At 71.6% G+C, this 17,514-nt stretch carries 16 protein-coding genes; 8 read left to right on the top strand and 8 right to left on the bottom strand.

Translation table 11 applies throughout. The annotated features are described in order from the left end of the window. Positions 1-119 precede the first annotated feature (119 nt). Positions 120-1,415 (bottom strand): polysaccharide export protein, encoded by a 1,296-nt coding sequence (locus ACZ5PP_RS17785; RefSeq protein WP_464826398.1) that lies wholly within the window; start codon positions 1,413-1,415, stop codon positions 120-122. Next, entirely contained in the window at positions 1,412-1,567 is a 156-nt protein-coding gene (locus ACZ5PP_RS17780) for a hypothetical protein (RefSeq protein WP_157277038.1), read from the bottom strand. The genes ACZ5PP_RS17785 and ACZ5PP_RS17780 overlap by 4 nt, the downstream gene beginning before the upstream one ends. Positions 1,568-2,509: 942 nt before the next feature. On the opposite strand from ACZ5PP_RS17780, the gene ACZ5PP_RS17775 reads away from it, so the two are divergent. The 8 genes from ACZ5PP_RS17775 to ACZ5PP_RS17740 all read left to right on the top strand — a co-directional run bounded on the left by ACZ5PP_RS17775 (position 2,510) and on the right by ACZ5PP_RS17740 (position 11,074). After that, positions 2,510-2,725, top strand: coding sequence for a hypothetical protein (locus ACZ5PP_RS17775; protein ID WP_012584858.1), 216 nt, complete (start codon positions 2,510-2,512; stop codon positions 2,723-2,725). 298 nt (positions 2,726-3,023) lie between these two features. Next, positions 3,024-5,759 (top strand): hydrogen gas-evolving membrane-bound hydrogenase subunit E, encoded by a 2,736-nt coding sequence (mbhE, locus tag ACZ5PP_RS17770; RefSeq protein WP_464826397.1) that lies wholly within the window; start codon positions 3,024-3,026, stop codon positions 5,757-5,759. 2 nt (positions 5,760-5,761) lie between these two features. Beyond that, positions 5,762-6,142: a sodium:proton antiporter gene (locus tag ACZ5PP_RS17765; RefSeq protein ID WP_043744441.1), complete on the top strand. Its 381-nt coding sequence runs from the start codon at positions 5,762-5,764 to the stop codon at positions 6,140-6,142. Next, positions 6,139-7,677: a proton-conducting transporter transmembrane domain-containing protein gene (locus ACZ5PP_RS17760; RefSeq protein WP_464826396.1), complete on the top strand. Its 1,539-nt coding sequence runs from the start codon at positions 6,139-6,141 to the stop codon at positions 7,675-7,677. Before ACZ5PP_RS17765 ends, ACZ5PP_RS17760 begins: the two co-directional genes overlap by 4 nt. A 2-nt stretch (positions 7,678-7,679) precedes the next feature. Beyond that, positions 7,680-8,192, top strand: coding sequence for a Na+/H+ antiporter subunit E (locus ACZ5PP_RS17755; protein ID WP_004326691.1), 513 nt, complete (start codon positions 7,680-7,682; stop codon positions 8,190-8,192). Continuing rightward, the gene (locus tag ACZ5PP_RS17750; RefSeq protein ID WP_464826395.1) at positions 8,189-8,569 is read left to right on the top strand and encodes an MrpF/PhaF family protein; all 381 of its coding nucleotides are present in this window, start codon (positions 8,189-8,191) and stop codon (positions 8,567-8,569) included. Before ACZ5PP_RS17755 ends, ACZ5PP_RS17750 begins: the two co-directional genes overlap by 4 nt. Next, positions 8,566-8,937, top strand: a complete 372-nt coding sequence (gene mnhG / locus ACZ5PP_RS17745) for a monovalent cation/H(+) antiporter subunit G (RefSeq protein ID WP_004326693.1) — start codon at positions 8,566-8,568, stop codon at positions 8,935-8,937. Before ACZ5PP_RS17750 ends, mnhG begins: the two co-directional genes overlap by 4 nt. 1,414 nt (positions 8,938-10,351) lie before the next feature. Beyond that, on the top strand, positions 10,352-11,074 hold the full coding sequence (locus tag ACZ5PP_RS17740) for a pseudouridine synthase (protein WP_464826394.1): 723 nt from the start codon (positions 10,352-10,354) through the stop codon (positions 11,072-11,074). A 334-nt stretch (positions 11,075-11,408) separates the two neighbouring features. Here the strand turns inward: ACZ5PP_RS17740 and ACZ5PP_RS17735 are convergent, their stop codons facing one another. The 6 genes from ACZ5PP_RS17735 to ACZ5PP_RS17710 are packed head-to-tail and all read right to left on the bottom strand — an operon-like array spanning position 11,409 to position 17,420. Continuing rightward, complete coding sequence (locus ACZ5PP_RS17735) at positions 11,409-11,816, bottom strand: Na+/H+ antiporter subunit G (protein WP_004303956.1); 408 nt, start codon at positions 11,814-11,816, stop codon at positions 11,409-11,411. 13 nt (positions 11,817-11,829) lie between these two features. Then, positions 11,830-12,099, bottom strand: a complete 270-nt coding sequence (locus ACZ5PP_RS17730) for a K+/H+ antiporter subunit F (RefSeq protein WP_043744424.1) — start codon at positions 12,097-12,099, stop codon at positions 11,830-11,832. After that, a complete protein-coding gene (locus ACZ5PP_RS17725) occupies positions 12,096-12,623 on the bottom strand; it encodes a Na+/H+ antiporter subunit E (RefSeq protein ID WP_012584851.1) in 528 nt (175 codons plus the stop codon). The genes ACZ5PP_RS17730 and ACZ5PP_RS17725 overlap by 4 nt, the downstream gene beginning before the upstream one ends. After that, complete coding sequence (locus ACZ5PP_RS17720) at positions 12,623-14,146, bottom strand: monovalent cation/H+ antiporter subunit D (protein WP_464826393.1); 1,524 nt, start codon at positions 14,144-14,146, stop codon at positions 12,623-12,625. Before ACZ5PP_RS17720 ends, ACZ5PP_RS17725 begins: the two co-directional genes overlap by 1 nt. Then, on the bottom strand, positions 14,143-14,559 hold the full coding sequence (locus tag ACZ5PP_RS17715) for a Na+/H+ antiporter subunit C (protein WP_012584849.1): 417 nt from the start codon (positions 14,557-14,559) through the stop codon (positions 14,143-14,145). The genes ACZ5PP_RS17720 and ACZ5PP_RS17715 overlap by 4 nt, the downstream gene beginning before the upstream one ends. Beyond that, positions 14,559-17,420, bottom strand: coding sequence for a monovalent cation/H+ antiporter subunit A (locus ACZ5PP_RS17710; protein ID WP_464826392.1), 2,862 nt, complete (start codon positions 17,418-17,420; stop codon positions 14,559-14,561). The genes ACZ5PP_RS17715 and ACZ5PP_RS17710 overlap by 1 nt, the downstream gene beginning before the upstream one ends. Positions 17,421-17,514: the final 94 nt, after the last annotated feature.

Raw genomic sequence — 17,514 nt, 5'->3', positions numbered from 1 at the left:
CCCAGCGCCTCCATTGCGCGCCGCGGCTCATCGAACGCGCCGATCGCGACTTGCGTCGCTCCTACAAGAACCGTGCGAAGCCCGTTCCGTCGCGGGAATCGGGCCGGCGCGGTTCCTTGTTACTGCCGGCCGCCGAACAGCGGATACCGCGTCTCGCTGGTGAGCTGCAGCATCTGCGAGGTCGGCAGGATGTTGCTGACCACGCGGTTCCAGCGCGCGATCGCCGCCACATCGACATACACCACGTCCCGCGGCAGCAGCGGGAAGCGCTCGGCCAGCAGCAGCGCGTCGGGGGAGCGGGCGTTGAGGTGGAAGAGCTCGGCGCTGCCGTTGTCGCTGCGCATCACGTACACCCAGGCCGGGTCGGACGTGCTCTGGTTGACGAAGCCGGCGTCGGACAGCGCCTCGGCGAGCGTGGTGCGGCGCTTGTTCATGACGAACGAGCCCGGGTTGCGCACCTCGCCGAGCACGAAGACCTTGTTGAGCTGGCGGTCGGGCACGTTGATGATGTCGCCCGGCTGCAGCAGCACGTTCTGGCTGACGTCGCCCTCTTCGTACAGCGCCTGCAGGTCGACCCGCCAGGTCTGCCCGTTGCGGGTGAGCAGCACGTTGCCGTGGTCGGCCTCTTCGGTGATGTTGCCGGCGCGGTTGATGGCCTCGACCAGGGTCATGCGGATGTCGTCGATCGGCTGCAGGCCGGGCTTGGCGACTTCGCCGACGACATATACGCGCTTGCTGCGGAAGGAGACGATGCGCACGTCGAGCTGGACGTTTTCGATGACGCTGGCCATGCGCTTGGCGAGGACCTGGCGCACCTCGCGGGTGGTGAGGCCGGCGACCTTCACCACGCCGGCGAAGGGGAAGAAGATGGTGCCGTCTTCGGCGACCAGGGTGCCGGACTGCTCGGCCGAGCGGTAGGAGCCGGCCGGGATGGTGATCTCGGGGTGGTCCCAGACGATGACGTTGATGATGTCGCCGGGGCCGAGCTTGTAGTCCTGGTAGTCGAAGCCGGGGATCTTCTTGGGATCGCTCGCGCGGGTGGCGGTCTGGCCGCCGGCCTTGCCGGTGCGGAAGCGCGACTCCTTGGCCTGGTGCTGTTCGATGATCAGCTCGGCGGTGATGGGCTTGAGCTTGACGTTGGCCGGGACGGTGTCGGTGCCCTCGGTGACCGGCAGCGGCACGCTGGACTCCTCGCGCATGAGGCTGCCGCTGGTGCCGGGGATGAGGGTGCAGCCGCCGATGGCCGCGGCGGCGAAGGCGATCACGGCAGTGCGGACGAGACCGCCGCTGCGGATCGCGTCCGCGCGGGTGGCAGGACCGGCCGCGCGGGCGTCAAGGCCACTGGCGTCGGTGGCGCGCACGGCGCCATTGGATGCGCCGCAGTGGGCGATCCGGTCGGTGGTGAAGCGACTCATCGAAAACCCCGTTCGAGTTTTGCGGCTTGCCCCGCGCGCGCCTCGGCGGCGGCGTCGCGACATGCCGGCATGTTTGCTTGCACGATATGCGTTTCGGGTGCCTTGCCGATGATGCCCGGATCGAGGCGTGGAGCCGGTTCCAGGGGGGTCATCGCAGGCAACTCGGCGCCGTGGTTTACAGCAAAAAACGCGCCAGCAAATAATGCATTGCACCAAACCAGTGTCGAGTCAGTGCGTTACGGAGAGGTTAAAGCCCCCGCGCCGCGCCGCTCCGATCTGCTGTCCGAGCAAAGTGTAAAGATTCCCGACACCTTGTGGACCATGCCACGCGCAGCCCCTGAGGAACTATTCCTCATTGCTGCATTGCAACACCCAAGTTGGGCGAATTGTAGGGGATTACGCCAGCATGCGCAAAACCGCCCCGCCCGGATCGCGTCTCCCGCCGCCCGGATCGCGACTTGCGTCGCTCCTACACCCCCTCCCGAAGCGCGCCGGTTTTCGTGGGAGCGACGCAAGTCGCGATTGCAGCCTTCCCGCCTCGACCACGCCCACCACCACCGCACCGCCCGATCGCGACTTGCGTCGCTCCTACAACACCTCCCGAAGCGCGCCGGTTTTCGTGGGAGCGACGCAAGTCGCGATTGCAGCCTTCCCGCTCCGACCACGCCCACCACCACCGCACCGCCCGATCGCGACTTGCGTCGCTCCTACAGCCCCTCCCGAAGCGCGCCGGTTTTCGTGGGAGCGACGCAAGTCGCGATTGCAGCCTTCCCGCCCCGACCACGCCCACCACCACCGCACCGCCCGATCGCGACTTGCGTCGCTCCTACGAAAACCATGCCAACGCCTGTGGCCCGATGTCGTTCAGCGCCGGCGGCGATCTTCGGCCGTGGCCCGGTGCGGTTCGGCGCTGGCGGGGCCGATAGGCGGCCTTGGCGGCAAAATTGGCTGAAACTTGATCCTGGTCAACCTTTGTCCATATTCACGCTGCGTTTGCGCAACAAGCACCTAGATTGGAAGCGAACAGTTCGTGAAATAAGTCACGGTTTTCCGACTCTACCGAGAAGAGACCGCGACATTGGAAGGAGACCATCATGTGTACATTCGACGCCCCGATCGCCCGTTGCGAAGCCATGAATCAAATGGTGCTGCTGGACGAAACCCGTAGGGAATGCGCTTTCGAACATGGCTGCCCGCCCGGTCAGAAATGCCCGCTGAACGGCTGCTTCGCTCGCCAGAGCGGCCTCTACGACGCCCACCCGGAAATCGGCGCGCACGGCCAGCCGCGCGTTGCCCACCACGCACACTAGGGCCCGGCCCGGCATCCGCGCTCCCCGCCGCAAGGAGGGGGAGCGCTTTGCCGCTTCCCTCCCCGCTTCCCCCGCTTCCCCCGCTTCCCCCGCTTCCCCCGCTCCCCCGCTCCCCCGCTCCCCCGCTCCCCCGCTTCCCCGCTTCCCCGCTTCTCCCCTCCCCCCTCCCGCCGTTTTGCGGAACCCCGCCCGCAAGCCGACGGTCAGTCTCCGGACAGAAACACGCAAGGCGTGCCCGATCGGCGCGCTGGCTTCGTTTGGGAGACTTCATCTTGACCAGCACCTGCCGGGGTAGGACGTGCTTGCCAGCATCGGCCTGATCGCCTTCGCGATGCTGGCCGCGGTGCCGCTGGTCGGCCGCCTCGGCGAGCGCGCGGGCTGGGTGCTCGCGCTGGCGCCGCTGGCGGCCTTTGTCCACTTTCTCGTCCACATGCCGACCGTCGCCGGCGGCGGGGTCGTCACGTCCAGCCTGGCCTGGGTGCCGGCGCTCGGGGTGGAGCTCGCCTTCCGGCTCGACGGGCTGTCGCTGCTGTTCGCGCTGCTGATCACCGGCATCGGCACGCTGATCGTGCTCTACGCCGGCGCCTATCTCTCCGACCACCACCACCTCGGCCGCTTCCACGCCTACCTGCTCGGCTTCATGGCGGCCATGCTCGGGCTGGTGCTGGCGGACGACCTGATCTTGATGTTCGTGTTCTGGGAGCTGACCAGCGTCTGCTCCTTCCTGCTCATCGCCTTCCAGCACGACAAGGCGGGGTCGCGCCGCGCGGCGCTGCAGGCGCTGCTGATCACCGGTGGCGGCGGGCTGGCGCTGCTCGCCGGGCTGATCCTGCTCGGCAGCGTGGGCGGGAGCTGGCAGTTCTCCGGGCTGTCGGGCGAGGCGATCGCCGAGCACGCGCTCTACCCCGCGATCCTCGCGCTGGTGCTGATCGGCGCCTTCACCAAGTCGGCGCAGCTGCCCTTCCACCTCTGGCTGCCCAACGCGATGGCGGCGCCCACGCCGGTGTCGGCCTACCTGCACTCGGCGACGATGGTGAAGGCCGGGGTGTATCTGCTCGCGCGCCTCAACCCGGCGCTCGGCGGCTCGACGAGCTGGGGGACGATCCTGATCACCGTGGGCGCCGCCACCGCGCTGGTCGGCGCGGTGCTGGCGATCCGCCAGACCGACCTCAAGCGCGTGCTGGCCTACACGACGGTGACCGTGCTCGGCCAGCTCGTCATGCTGCTCGGCACCAACACGCACTACGGCCTGCAGGCCTTCGCGATCTACCTGGTGGCGCACGCCTTCTACAAGGCGGCGCTGTTCATGGCGGTGGGCGCCATCGACCACGCCACCGGCACGCGCCAGATCGCGCTGCTGGGCGGGCTGATCCGCCACATGCCGCTGACCGGCTTCGCGGTGGCGCTGGCGGCCTTCTCCAACGCCGGGCTGCCGCCCTTCTTCGGCTTCATCGCCAAGGAGTTCAAGTACGCCGGGCTGATCGAGCTCGGCGTGGCGGGCTGGGTCACCACCGCGGTGATGATCCTCACCAACGCGCTGCTGCTGACCGCCGCCGGCCTCGTCTTCGTGCGCGCCTTCCTCGGCCGCGAGGGGCGCTACCCGCAGCCGCCGCACGAGGTGAGCCTGCCGATGTGGCTGGGGCCGATGCTGCTGGCGATCGGCGGCTTCGTGTTCGGCGCCTTCAACAACCTCGCCGAGGTGTGGCTGATCGACGCCGCGGTGCAGGCGGTGTCGCGCGCCACGGTGCCGGTGAACCTGTATCTGTGGGGCGGCGTCACCCCGGCCCTGCTCGCCAGCCTGCTCACCGTGGCGCTGGGGGTGTTCTTCTACCTGCAGCGCACCCGCCTGCGCCGTCGCCTGTCGCTGTGGCGCGTGCTGTGGCGGGTGAGCGGCGACCGCATCTGGGACCGCCTGCTGAAGCGCGTGTTCGTGTTCGCCGGCGGCGTGGCCGACCGCTTCCAGCACGGCTCGCTGCGCCAGCACATCAGCGCGCTGGTGCTGGCGATCGCCGGCTGCGCGCTGATCGGGCTGTTCGCCTCGACCGGCGACGGCCTTGCCTGGCCGCAGGCCACCAGCCCGATCAACCTCGCCGCGGCGCTCGGCTGCGTGCTCGCGGTGGCGGGCGCGGCCGCCGCCGCAGTGAGCCCCGGCCGCGTCGCGCTGGTCGCCACGCTGGGGGCGAGCGGGCTGGGCATGGCGCTGTTCTTCCTCGCCGCGCGCGCGCCCGACGTGGCGATCACGCAGCTGATGGTCGAGACCCTGACGGTGATCTTCCTCGCCCTGGTGCTGCGCCGCCTGCCGCCGACCCGCCTGGTGGGTTCGCGCAAGCCGGCGGCGAAGCGCTTCCACGCCGTGGTGGCGATCGTGATCGGCGCGGTGGTGGCGGCGATGATGCTGACCACGGTGAGCCAGCCGCTCCCCGGCGACATCGCGCGCTGGTACCTGGACAACAGCCTGCCGGGCGGCCACGGCGCCAACGTGGTGAATGTGATCCTGGTGGACTTCCGCGCACTCGACACGCTTGGCGAGATCCTCGTCGTCGGGCTGGCCGGGCTGGCGGCGGCCGGGCTGCTCGCCGGCGGCGACCCCGGCGCGCGGACGCGCGGCGCGACCGCGGGTAGCGCGGACTTCGGCTCGGTGCTGCTGCGCCAGGGCATCCTGCCGCTGTCGGCGCTGCTCGCCCTGGTGGCGCTGATGCTGCTGTGGCGCGGCCACAACCTGCCGGGCGGCGGCTTCATCGGCGGCCTGGTGGCGGCGAGCGCGGCGGTGCTGGTGGCGCTCGCCTTCGGCACCACGCGGGCGCGCGCGCTGCTGCGCGTGCCGCCGCTGGCGATGCTGGCGGGCGGGCTGGGGGTCGCGGCCTGCGCCGGGCTGGTGGGGCTGTTCCACGGCGGCCCCTTCCTCGCCGGCCACTGGATCTTCCCCGCCGGGCTGGCGCTGGGCACGCCGCTGCTGTTCGACCTCGGGGTGTTCCTGACCGTGCTCGGCGCGGTGCTGCACGTGCTGCTCGGCGTGCTCGAGCGGGAGGACTGAAGATGGAAATCGTCGTTGCGCTCACCGTCGGCGTGCTGGTGGCGATCGGGATCTGGATGATGCTCGACCGCGGGCTGCTGCGCGTGGTGCTCGGGGTGGTGGTGCTCGGCAACGGGGTGAACCTGGCGGTGTTCTCCGCGGGGCGGCTCGACGGGCTCGCCGCGGCCTTCGCGAGCGCGGCGGGCGCGCCGGCGCTGGCCGCGAATCCGCTGCCCCAGGCGCTGGTGCTGACCGCGATCGTGATCGGCTTCGCGCTCTTCGTGTTCGCGCTCGCGGTGCTCGAGCGCAGCTGGGCGCTGCACGGCCACGTCGAGACCGACCGCATCACCGCGGTGGCCGAGGAGCCGGCGCCAGACCTGCCCGCGCCGCGAGACGCCGCATGAACGCGCTCGTCGTCGCTCCGCTGCTGATCCCGCTCGCCACCCTGGTGGCGACCCTGTTCGCGCGCCCTTGGCCACGCGCGGTGGCGGCGCTGAGCCTGGCCGGCGCGCTCGCCCTCACAGGCGCCGGGCTCGCGCTGGTGGCGCTGGCGGCGCAGGGCGGGATCCTCGCCAGCCAGGCCGGCAGCTGGGCGGCCCCCTACGGCATCACGCTGGTGATCGACCGGCTCTCCGCGGCGATGGTGGCGATCACCGGCATCGTCGGCAGCGCGACCATCGTGTTCGCGCTGGCACACGACGAGGACCCGGCGCGCGGACGCGACTTCCACGCGCTGGTGCATGGGCTGCTGGTGGGGGTGTGCGGCGCCTTCATCACCGGCGACGTGTTCAACCTCTACGTGTGGTTCGAGGTGCTGCTGGTGGGCTCCTTCGCGCTGCTGGTGCTCGGCGGCGGCAGGCGCCGGCTGGCGGGCACGGTGGTGTATGTGGTGCTCAACCTGGTGGCGACGATGATGTTCCTGCTCGCCGCCGGCCTGCTCTACGGCGCCAGCGGCAGCCTCAACATGGCGCTGCTGGCGCAGGCCTTCGCCGCCGGCGAGGTGCCGGCGACCGCGCACGCGGCGGTGGTGCTGATGCTGACCGCGTTCTCGATCAAGGCCGCGCTGTTCCCGGTCTTCGGCTGGCTGCCGGCCTCCTACCACGTGGCGTGGACGCCGGTGTCGGCGCTCTTCGCCGGCCTGCTCACCAAGGTCGGCGTGTATGCGCTGATCCGCCTCGTCACGCTGTTCTGGCCGGAAGCGGGCATCGCCCACGAGGTGCTGCTGTGGGTGGCGTGCGCGACCATGCTGATCGGCGTGCTCGGCGCCGCGGCGCAGGTCGAGGTGCGGCGCATCCTGTCCTTCCACATCGTCAGCCAGGTCGGCTACATGATCCTGGGGCTGGCGCTGGCGACGCCGCTCGCGCTCGCCGGCGCGGTGTTCTACCTGATCCACCATATCGTGGTGAAGGCCAACCTGTTCTTCATCGGCGGCATCGCCGCGCGCCTGACCGGCTCGGAGCGCCTGGCGGCGATGGGCGGGCTGTACGCGCACGCGCCCTGGCTGGCGGTGCTGTTCGCGATTCCCGCGCTGTCGCTCGCCGGCATTCCGCCGCTGTCGGGCTTCTGGGCCAAGTTCGTGCTGGTCGAGGCCAGCCTGGACGCGCGCGCCTGGGTCGCCGCCGGCGTGGCGCTGGTCACCGGCCTGTTCACGCTGCTGTCGATGAGCAAGATCTGGAACGAGGCCTTCCTGAAGCCGCATCCGGCCGGCGAGGGGAGCGGGAGCGCTGGGAGCGGGAGCGGGGGCGACGGAAGCGGGGGCGGCCTGCGCAGCGCGGACGGGCTGCGGCCCGCGCTGTGGGCGGTGGGCGCGCTGGCGGCGATGACGGTGGCGATCGGCCTCGCGGCCGGGCCGGTGATGGACTACGCGGTGGCCGCGGCGCAGCAGCTCGCCGCCCCGGCGGCCTACATCGACGCGGTCGTGCGCGCGGGAGGAAACTGAACATGCTGGGCCTGCACCTCCTGCTCGCGATCGGCCTCGCGGCCTATGCCGACGCGCTGCGGCCGCTGGGCGTATGCGCCGCCTTCGTCGCCGTGTATGTCGCGCTGCGCCTGGCGATCGACCTTCTGGGCATCCGCCGCTACCTGCGCCGGCTCGAGCTCGGCAGCGCGTTCGCGCTGTGGTTCGTCGGCGAGATCTTCCGCGCCAGCGTGGGGGTGGCGCGCATCGTGCTCGGTCGCGCCGCGGCGGCGCAACCGGCGGTGGTGGCGATGCGCCTGGCGCGTCCGGACGATCGCTTCGCCACCCTGCTCGGCTGCCTGCTGACGCTCACGCCGGGCACGATGGCGCTCGACTACCGGCCGGAATCCGGCCTCATGTACATCCACGCGCTCGACGCGCGCACGGCCGCCGAGGTCGAGGCCGGGGTGCGCGAGATCGAGCGCCGCCTGCTGCGCTGGCTCGACGCCGGCGCGCCTGCGGATGCCGGCGATGCGACCGGGAGGGACACGCCATGAACGCCGGCATCGCCGGGGCGGCGTGGGTGCTGCCGCTCACCTTCGCGCTGCTCGCCCTCGCCGCCGCGCTGATCCTGCTGCGCCTGGTGCGCGGCCCGCGCGCGCCCGACCGCGTGGTGGCGATCGACGCGCTGAGCATGATCGCCATCGCCACGATCGCCCTGCTCGCCCTGTCCACCGGCCAACCCATGCTGCTCGACGCCGCGGTGGTGCTGTCCCTGGTGTCCTTCCTCGGTACCACCGCCTTCATCCTCCTCTTCCGCCGCCGCGGCCGCGAGGCCGACCCGGCAGCAGGCCCGCAGGGTCGCGCGCCGGGGGGTGGGGAGGCGGCGGGGACGGAGCGGGAACCTTGCGCGAACGGGGAGGCTGCGCGATGAGTGGATTCCTTGCCTGGCTATCCTCGGCGCTGCTGCTGCTCGGCGCGTCGATCGGCCTGATCGGCGCGATCGGCGTGCTGCGCCTGCCCGACAGCTACACCCGCATGCACGCCGCCAGCAAGGCCGGCGCGCTCGGCGCCGCGCTGATCCTCGCCGGCGTGGCCGCCGCGAGCGAAGGCGGCTTCGCACTCGCCGCGCTGTTCGCGATGCTCGTCCTCCTCGCCACCGCCCCCCTCGCCGCCCACGCCATGTCCCGCGCCGCGCACCGCTCGGGCATCGCCCCGATCACCGGCGCGCTCGGAGACGCGCTCGCGGAAGCCGAAGGGAACGCGTCTCCGCCACACCACAACGCCCGAAGCGAGATGTAGGAGCGACGCAAGTCGCGATCACAGCCTTCCCGCCCCGACCACGCCCCTCGCCTCCCCACCGCACGATCGCGACTCGCGTCGCTCCCACAACACCCCCTGAAGCGCGGCGGTTCTCTGCCCGATCGCGACTCGCGTCGCTCCCACAACACCCCCCGAAGCGCGGCGGTTCTCTGCCCGATCGCGACTTGCGTCGCTCCCACAACACCCCCCGAAGCCCGGCGGTTCTCCGCCCCATCGCGACTCGCGTCGCTCCCACAACACCCCCCGAAGCCCGGCGGTTCTCCGCCCCATCGCGACTTGCGTCGCTCCCACAGCCCCGCCCGAAGCACGGCGGTTTCCCGTAGGAGCGACGCAAGTCGCGATCACAGCCTTCCCGCCCCGACCACGCTCCTCGCCTCCCCACCGCACGATCGCGACTTGCGTCGCTCCCACAGTCGCGATCAGCGGCCGCTCACGCGCGTTCGTGATCGCCACGGCCATCGGCGATAATGCGCTCTCGAACCGTCGGGGAATCACGTTGAACACCATCCGCAGAAAGCCGCCCACCCCTCAACCCTCGCGCATCCAGGGCACGCTCGGCGTGCGCAAGCCTGCGGACGACGAAGCGCCTGCCGAGGAGGCGTCTTCCGGGCGCGAGTCCGCGGCCGAATCGCGCTCGCCGCGGGACCCGGCCCCCGCGAGGCCCACCGCCGGCGAGCGGCCCTCGCGGCGCCCCGAGCGTGCCGCGAAGCCGGAACGGAACGAACGCGGCCCGCGTCGGGACGAAGGCGCCAAACCCGCGCGCCGCGAAGACGGAGCCAAGCCGGCACGTGGCGATCGCACACCGCGTACTCCAGGCACCGTCCCGCGTGACCAAGAACGCACACCGCGTACTCCGGGCGCTGCCCCACGCGACCAGGAGCGTACGTCGCGTACTCCGGGCGCCGCTCCAGGCGACAAGGAGCGCACGCCGCGTACTCCGGGCGCCGCTTCACGCGACAAGGAACGCACGCCGCGTACCCCGGGCGCTGCCGCGCGCGACCAGGAGCGCGCCCCGCGTGGCGACTTCGCGCCGCGCCGCAGCGCCGAGGATCGCGCACCGCGCGGAGATGCACGTCCGCCACGCCGGGACGGGGCGCCGGCACGCGGTGCGGACGAACGCGCCCCGCGCCGGGAGTCCGCCCAGGGCCGCCGGGACGACGAACGTGCGCCGCGGCGCGACTTCTCCTCGAATCGCGAGGATGGCGGACGCGCCGCGCCGCGCTCGTCGGGTCCCCAACGCACGGGCGAGGAGCGGCCCCAGCGCCGGGAATCCGCGCCGGAGCGCAGAGGCGACCAGCGCCCGTCTCCCCCCGCCGCGGCCACGTTCGAAGCGCGCGCCGCCTCCGCGGCCGCCATCGCCGAAGCCGCGCAGGCGCGGGCCGCCGTCGAGGGCGTGCGGCTGTCGAAGCTGATGGCCGAGCGCGGCCTGTGCTCGCGGCGCGAGGCCGACGAGTTCATCGAGCGCGGCTGGGTCTTCGTCGATGGCCGGCGCGTGTCGGAGCTCGGCGTGCGCGTCGGCCAGGACGCCCGCGTCACCCTCGCCCCCGAGGCCACGCGCACCCAGCAGCAGCGCGCCACCATCCTGCTGCACAAGCCGGTGGGCTATGTCTCCGGGCAGCCCGAGCCGGGCTATTCCCCCGCGGTCAGCCTGATCGGCCCCGACAACCAGGCCGACCGCGACGTCGCCCAGCGCTTCCACCCCAGCCACCTGAAGAACCTCGCCCCCGCGGGCCGGCTCGACATCGACTCCACCGGCCTGCTGGTCCTCACCCAGGACGGCCGCATCGCCCGCCAGCTCATCGGCGAGGACTCGAAGGTCGAAAAGGAATACATCGTCCGCGTCGAGGGCACGCTGGCCGAGAACGGGCTGGCGCTGCTCAACCACGGGCTGTGGCTGGACGACCGCCCGCTGCGCCCGGCCGAGGTCGAATGGATCAACAACGACCAGCTGCGCTTCGTGCTGCGCGAGGGCCGCAAACGCCAGATCCGCCGCATGTGCGAGCTGGTGGGGCTGAAGGTGGTGGGCCTCAAGCGCGTCCGCATCGGCCACGTGAAGCTCGGCGACCTGCCGCTCGGGCAGTGGCGCTTCCTGCGCGAGGACGAGCGCTTCGGATGACATCCGAGCGCGCCCGGCCGCGTGCCAGGGCGCGCCCGCCGCTCCTGCGGAGAACCGCCGCGCTTGCGGGGGCGCTGTAATCGCGACTTGCGTCGCTCCTACGGGGAACCGCCGCGCTTCGGGGGGCCCTGTGGGAGCGACGCAAGTCGCGATCGGGCAGAGAACCGCGGCGCTTCGGGGGGCGTTGTGGGAGCGACGCAAGTCGCGATCGGGCGGTGCGGCGGCGAGGGGCGGGGTCGGGGCGGGAAGGCTGTGATCGCGACTTGCGTCGCTCCTACGGAGAACCGCGGGGCTGTGGGAGCGACGCGAGTCGCGATCGGGCGACTGGCGGGGCTCAGTCGTGGGCGCCGCGGCGCTCGTCTTCGTCGTCGGGCTCGCTGGGGCCGGGGGCGGCGTCGAAGGTGCTCCAGCCGTAGGGGCGGCCGGTGGGCGGGAGGCCGTCGCGCAGTTCGGTGTGCTCGTGCAGGTGGGCCTTGGCGATGAAGTGGGCGCTGAGCGGTGCGGTCATGAACAGGAAGGCGGTGATCAGCACCTCGTGGATGGACAGCGTGCCCTCCAGCCCGGCGAAGAACACCATGGACGCGGCGAGCGCGCCGCCCACGCCGAGCGTGGTCGCCTTGGTGGGCGCGTGCAGGCGGGTGAGCAGGTCGGGCAGCTTGACCATGCCGATGGAGCCGATGAGCAGGAAGCTGCCGCCGGCGACGATCAGCAGCGAGACGAGGAGTTCGAGCACGAAGGTCATGAGGGGTCTCCGCTCACTCGATGACGTCGCCGCGCAGGATGAAGCGGCAGTAGGCGACGGTGGAGATGAAGCCGAACATCGCGAACAGCAGCGCGGCCTCGAAGAAGTGGGTGGCGCGCTGCTGGATGCCGGCGAGCACGATCAGCGCGATGATGTTGATGACCATGGTGTCGACCGCGAGCACGCGGTCCATGAGCGCGGGGCCGCGCAGCAGCCGCCACAGGTTGAGCAGCAGCGCGAGCGAGGCGGTGGCGAAGCCGAACTGCAGGGCGTATTCGATCATGGGAAGATCTCCTGGAGGCGGTCCTCGTAGCGTTCCTTCATCTGGCGCACGGCCTCCTCGGCGTCGGGCGCGTCGAGGCAGTGCACGAGCAGGCTGCGGCCGTCGGCGGAGAGGTCGCAGGACACCGTTCCGGGCGTCATCGTGATGGTGCCGGCGAGCACGGTGATGGCCTCGGGCGAGCGCAGCTCGAGCGGCACCACCACCCAGCGCGTGGCCAGGCTGCCCACCGGCCGGAACAGGATCAGGCGGGTGACCTGCAGGTTGGCGACCACCACGTCCCAGGCCACCACGCCGAGGTAGGCGAAGGCCTTGGTCCAGGACTTGACCGGCGGGCGCTCGGGCCAGAAGTTGCTCGTCACCCGCGTGATCACCACCGCGAGCACCACGCCCACCACCAGCCCGCCGAAGCTGAAACTGTTGAGCAGCAGCATCCACAGCAGCACCAGCACCGCGCTCATGAGCGGATGCGGCAGCCAGCGTTCGGTGAAGCTGCGCGGGTCGAGCTTGTCGTGCTTCGCGCCCATCAGCGCACCCCCTGTGCGGCGCCGAGCACCGCGTCGATGTAACCGGCCGGGGCGTAGAGCTGCGCCGCGACGAGCTCCAGCCAGGCGTGCACCGGGCCGGCGAACACGGTGAGCAGCACCAGGCAGGCGAGCAGCCCGCCCACGGCGACGAAGGACAGCGCGCCGTCCGGGCGATAGGCGGACGCGGGCGCGGCGGGCAGCGCGTGCGGCTTCCAGAACACGAAGCTGCCGGCGCGCGCGAAGCCGACGATGGCGATCAGCGAGGTCGTCAGGATCAGCGCCCAGAACCAGGCCGCGTGCGCCGAGGCGCGCACGCCGTCGAGCACCAGCAGCTTGCCGATGAAGCCGGACAGCGGCGGCATGCCGGTCATGGCGATGGCGGCGACGAAGAACAGGCCGCCGACCAGCCCGCCCTGGGCGATGCGCGGCGCCGCGGCGAAGCGGTCGCGCTGCGCGCCGCGGCGCTCGGCGACGAGATCGGCGACGAGAAAGAGCGCGCCGGCGGCGAGCGTGGAGTGGATGAGGTAGTACAGCGCGGCGCTGGTGGCCTGCGGAGTGAACACCGCCACGGTGGCGAGCAGCATGCCCATCGAGCCGATCACCGCGAAGCTGGCCATCTGGCCGAGGCTGCGCGCGGCGAGCACGCCGGTCATGCCCAGCACCAGGGTGAGCAGCCCGGCCGGCAGCAGCCAGGGCGCGGCGAGCCAGGCCGCGGCCCCGGCGTCGGCGCCGAAGGCGAGCACGTACAGGCGCAGGATGGAATAGGCGCCCACCTTGGTCATGATCGCGAACAGCGCCGCCACCGGACCGGGCGCGTTGGCGTAGGTGCCGGGCAGCCAGAAGTGCAGCGGCACGAGCGCGGCCTTGACCGCGAACACCAGCAGCAGCAGCACCGCGCCGGTCTGCAGCAGCGCCTGGTCGGCCGCCGGCACCTGCGGAACGATGCGCGCGAGGTCGGCCATGTTGAGGGTGCCGGTGACGTTGTAGATCATGCCGACCGCGATCAGGAACACCGAGGAGCCGACCAGGTTGGTGACCACGTACTGCACGCCCGCCTTCACCCGCAGCCCGCCGCCGCCATGCACCATGAGGCCGTAGGAGGCGATCAGCAGGATCTCGAAGAACACGAAGAGGTTGAAGAAGTCGCCGGTGAGGAAGGCGCCGTTGATGCCCATCAGCTCGAACTGGAAGAGCGGGTGGAAGTGCTTGCCGCGCTGGTCCCAGCCGCCGATCGCGTACAGCAGCACGCCGAGGCCGAGGATGGCATTGAGCACCAGCATCAGCGCCGCCAGGCGGTCGAGCGCGAGCACGATGCCGAAGGGCGCGGGCCAGGCGCCGAGCGCGTAGCTGCGCACCTGGCCGTCGCTGGCGAGCACCAGCAGCGCGACGGCGATGGCGAGCAGCAGCACGGTGGAGGCCACCGCGAAGGTGCGCGCGAGCACGCCGTCGTGGCGCGCGGCCAGCACCAGCAGCGCGCCGACCACGGCCGGCAGCAGGATGGGGAGGATCAGCAGGTGGTTCATGCGCGCTCCCCGCGGCCGCTGCGCGCCGTCGCCGGCGCCGGCTTGCGGGCGCGCAGCTTCCAGTCGTCCTCGGCGGCCTCGGGCGAGGCGTCGCCGGGCAGGTCGACGTGGTCGTTGCCGGTCTCGAGGTAGGCGCGCAGCGCCATCACCACCACCACCGCGGTCATGCCGAAGGAGATCACGATCGCGGTGAGCACGAGCGCCTGCGGCAGCGGGTCGATGTAGCCCGTGGCGGCGGCGGAGATCACCGGCGGCTGGCCGATCGCCAGGCGGCCGGTGGCGAACAGGAACAGGTTGGTGGCGTAGGTGAGCAGCGACAGGCCGATCACCACCGGGAAGGTGCGCGCGCGCAGCACCATGTAGATGCCGGCCGCGGTCATCACGCCGATGGCGCTGGCGACGAGGAATTCCATCAGCCCTGCTCCTTGCCCGAGGCGGCGCGCGGATCCACGTCCATCGCGCCGGTGTTGATGGTGTAGGGGCTGGTCCAGCGCCCCATGCGCGAGAGGTTGGCGAGCGCCAGCATGACCGCGCCGACCACGGTGAGGAAGACCCCGGTGTCGAAGGCCATCGCGCTGGCGAGCTCGAACTCGCCCACCAGCGGCAGGTGGAAGTGGCCGAAGGTGGAGGTGAGGAAGGGCTGGTCGAGCACCATCGCGCCGATGCCGGTGGCGGCGGCCACCAGCACGCCGAGGCCGATCATGGCGTGGTAGTTGACCTTGACCCGATGCGCCGCCCAGCCGAAGCCGCTCGCCATGTACTGCATGATCAGCGCGATCGACACCACGAGCGCGGCGATGAAGCCGCCGCCCGGCTGGTTGTGGCCGCGCAGGAAGATGTAGGCGCCGACCAGCATCGCCAGCGGCAGCATGACCCGGGTGGCCACCACCATGATCATCGGGTGGCGGTCGGCCGACTGCGGACGGTCGGGGGACCACGCGCCCAGACGACGGCCGGTGCGGCCGAAGAGCGCGCCGTCGAGCAGGGCGTAGATCGCCAGCGCGGCGATGCCGAGCACGGTGATCTCGCCGAAGGTGTCGAAGCCGCGGAAGTCGACCAGGATCACGTTGACCACGTTGGTGCCGCCGCCGCCCGAGACCGAGTTGTCGAGGTAGTAGCTCGACAGCGAGCTGCCGTCGCGGGTGAGCATCGCCCAGCTCGCCCCGGCCATGCCGATGCCGGCCACGATGGCGAGCACGCCGTCGCGCAGGTGGCGCAGCGGATCGGCGCGCACCGAGGAGCTCTGCGGACCTTCCTTGGGCAGGAAGTAGAGCGCGAGCAGGATCAGGATGACGGTGGCGACCTCGACCGAGATCTGCGTCAGCGCGAGGTCGGGCGCGGACAGGTAGATGAAGGCCAGGCACACGATCAGGCCCACCGTGCCCACCACCAGCACCGACAGCACGCGGCGGCGGAACAGCATCACGGTGAGCGCGCAGCCGCCCACCAGCAGCACCCAGGCGGCGATCGCGGCCGGGTGCGCCGGCAGCAGCGCGCGCGTGCCCGCGGCGTGGGGCGCGGCGAGGAAGGCGGCGAAGCCGGCGAGCGTGAAGGCGGTGAGCGCGAAGGCGAGATAGCGCTGCAGCGAGCCGTTGTGCAGGCCGTGGGTGATGCCGCGGGCGAGCGCGGCCGCGCCCTCGATGAAGGCGTCGAACATCGCCTTGGCCTCGGGGTGCGGCCCCGCCTGCCAGAGCGCGCGCACGCGCCGGTAGGCGACGAGCGCGCCCAGGCCGACCGCGACCGCGATCGCCGACAGGCCGAGCGCCGGGGTGAAGCCGTGCCAGAGCGCGAGGTGGTAGTCCATCACCGCCCCGCCGGTGACGGCGCGCGCCACCACCGCCACCAGCGGCCCCGCCACGCTGTCGGGGAAGAGCCCGATCGCCACCACCAGCACCACCAGCAGCGCCGGCGGCAGCCACATGCCGGCGGGCGGGTCGTGCGGCGTGTGCGCATCGTCGTCGCGGCGCGCGCCGAAGAAGACGTGCACGATGTAGCGGAACGAGTAGGCCACCGAGAAGCACGCCGCCAGCGTGGCCAGCGCGGCGACGATCCAGCCGTTGCCAAGCCAGGTGGTGTCGACCGCCTCGTGCAGCATCATCTCCTTGGAGAGGAAGCCGTTGAGCGGCGGCAGGCCGGCCATCGAGGCCCCCGCCACCATCGCCATGGTCGCGGTGATCGGCATCAGCTGGAGCAGGCCGCCGAGGCGGCGGATGTCGCGCGTGCCGGCCTCGTGATCGACGATGCCGGCGTTCATGAACAGCGCGGCCTTGAAGGTGGCGTGGTTGAGGATGTGGAACACGGCGGCCACCGCCGCGAGCGGCGTGCCGAAGCCGAGCAGCATGGTCACCAGGCCGAGGTGGCTGACGGTGGAGTAGGCCAGCAGGCCCTTGAGGTCGTCCTTGAACAGCGCGATGCCGGCCGCCACCAGCATGGTCACCAGGCCGGTGGTGGCGACGAGGTAGAACCACTCGGTCGTCCCGGCGAGCACCGGCCACATGCGCGCCATCAGGAAGAGGCCCGCCTTCACCATGGTCGCCGAGTGCAGGTAGGCCGACACCGGGGTGGGCGCCGCCATCGCGTGCGGCAGCCAGAAGTGGAAGGGGAACTGCGCGCTCTTGGTGAAGCAGCCGGCGAGGATCAGCACCAGCGCCGGCAGGTAGAGCGGCGAGGCCTGGATCGCCTCCTTCTGCTGCAGGATGTCGGTGAGGTTCCAGGAGCCGGCGATGTCGCCCAGGATCAGCATGCCGGCGATCATCGCCAGCCCGCCGGCGCCGGTCACGGCGAGCGCCATGCGCGCGCCCTGGCGGCCCTCGGGCAGGTGCTTCCAGTAGCCGATGAGCAGGAAGGACGACAGGCTGGTGAGCTCCCAGAACACCAGCAGCAGCAGGATGTTGTCGGACAGGACGACGCCCACCATCGCGCCCTGGAAGAGCAGCAGATAGCTGTAGAACACGCCCATCGGGTCGCTCTTGGCGAGATAGAAGCGGGCGTAGACGATCACGAGCAGGCCGATGCCCAGGATCAGCCCGGCGAAGAACATGCCCAGCCCGTCGAGGAAGAAGCCCGCCTGCAGGCCGAGCGCGGGCACCCAGTCCCAAGCGGCGACGAGGACCTCGCCGCGGAACACCGCCGGCGCCTGCGCGAGCAGCAGCACGAGGGCGAGGAGCGGAAAGACGAAGGCGGTGGTCGCGCAGGCGCTGCGGCCGGCGCGGATCATCAGCGCGGGAAAGAGCGCGCCGATGAAGGGCAGCAGCACGATCAGGGCGAGGCTCATCGGGGGGCTCCTCGGGCGTGGTCGATGGGAAAGGCGACGTGAATCGCGGGTGGCGGGGGCCACCCACACCCCGCATGAGGACGAATTCCGGGCG

Source organism: Thauera sp. DNT-1 (assembly GCF_055393985.1).
The sequence above is the reverse complement of the archived record's forward strand: the minus strand, read 5'-3'. Positions and strand labels throughout refer to the sequence as shown.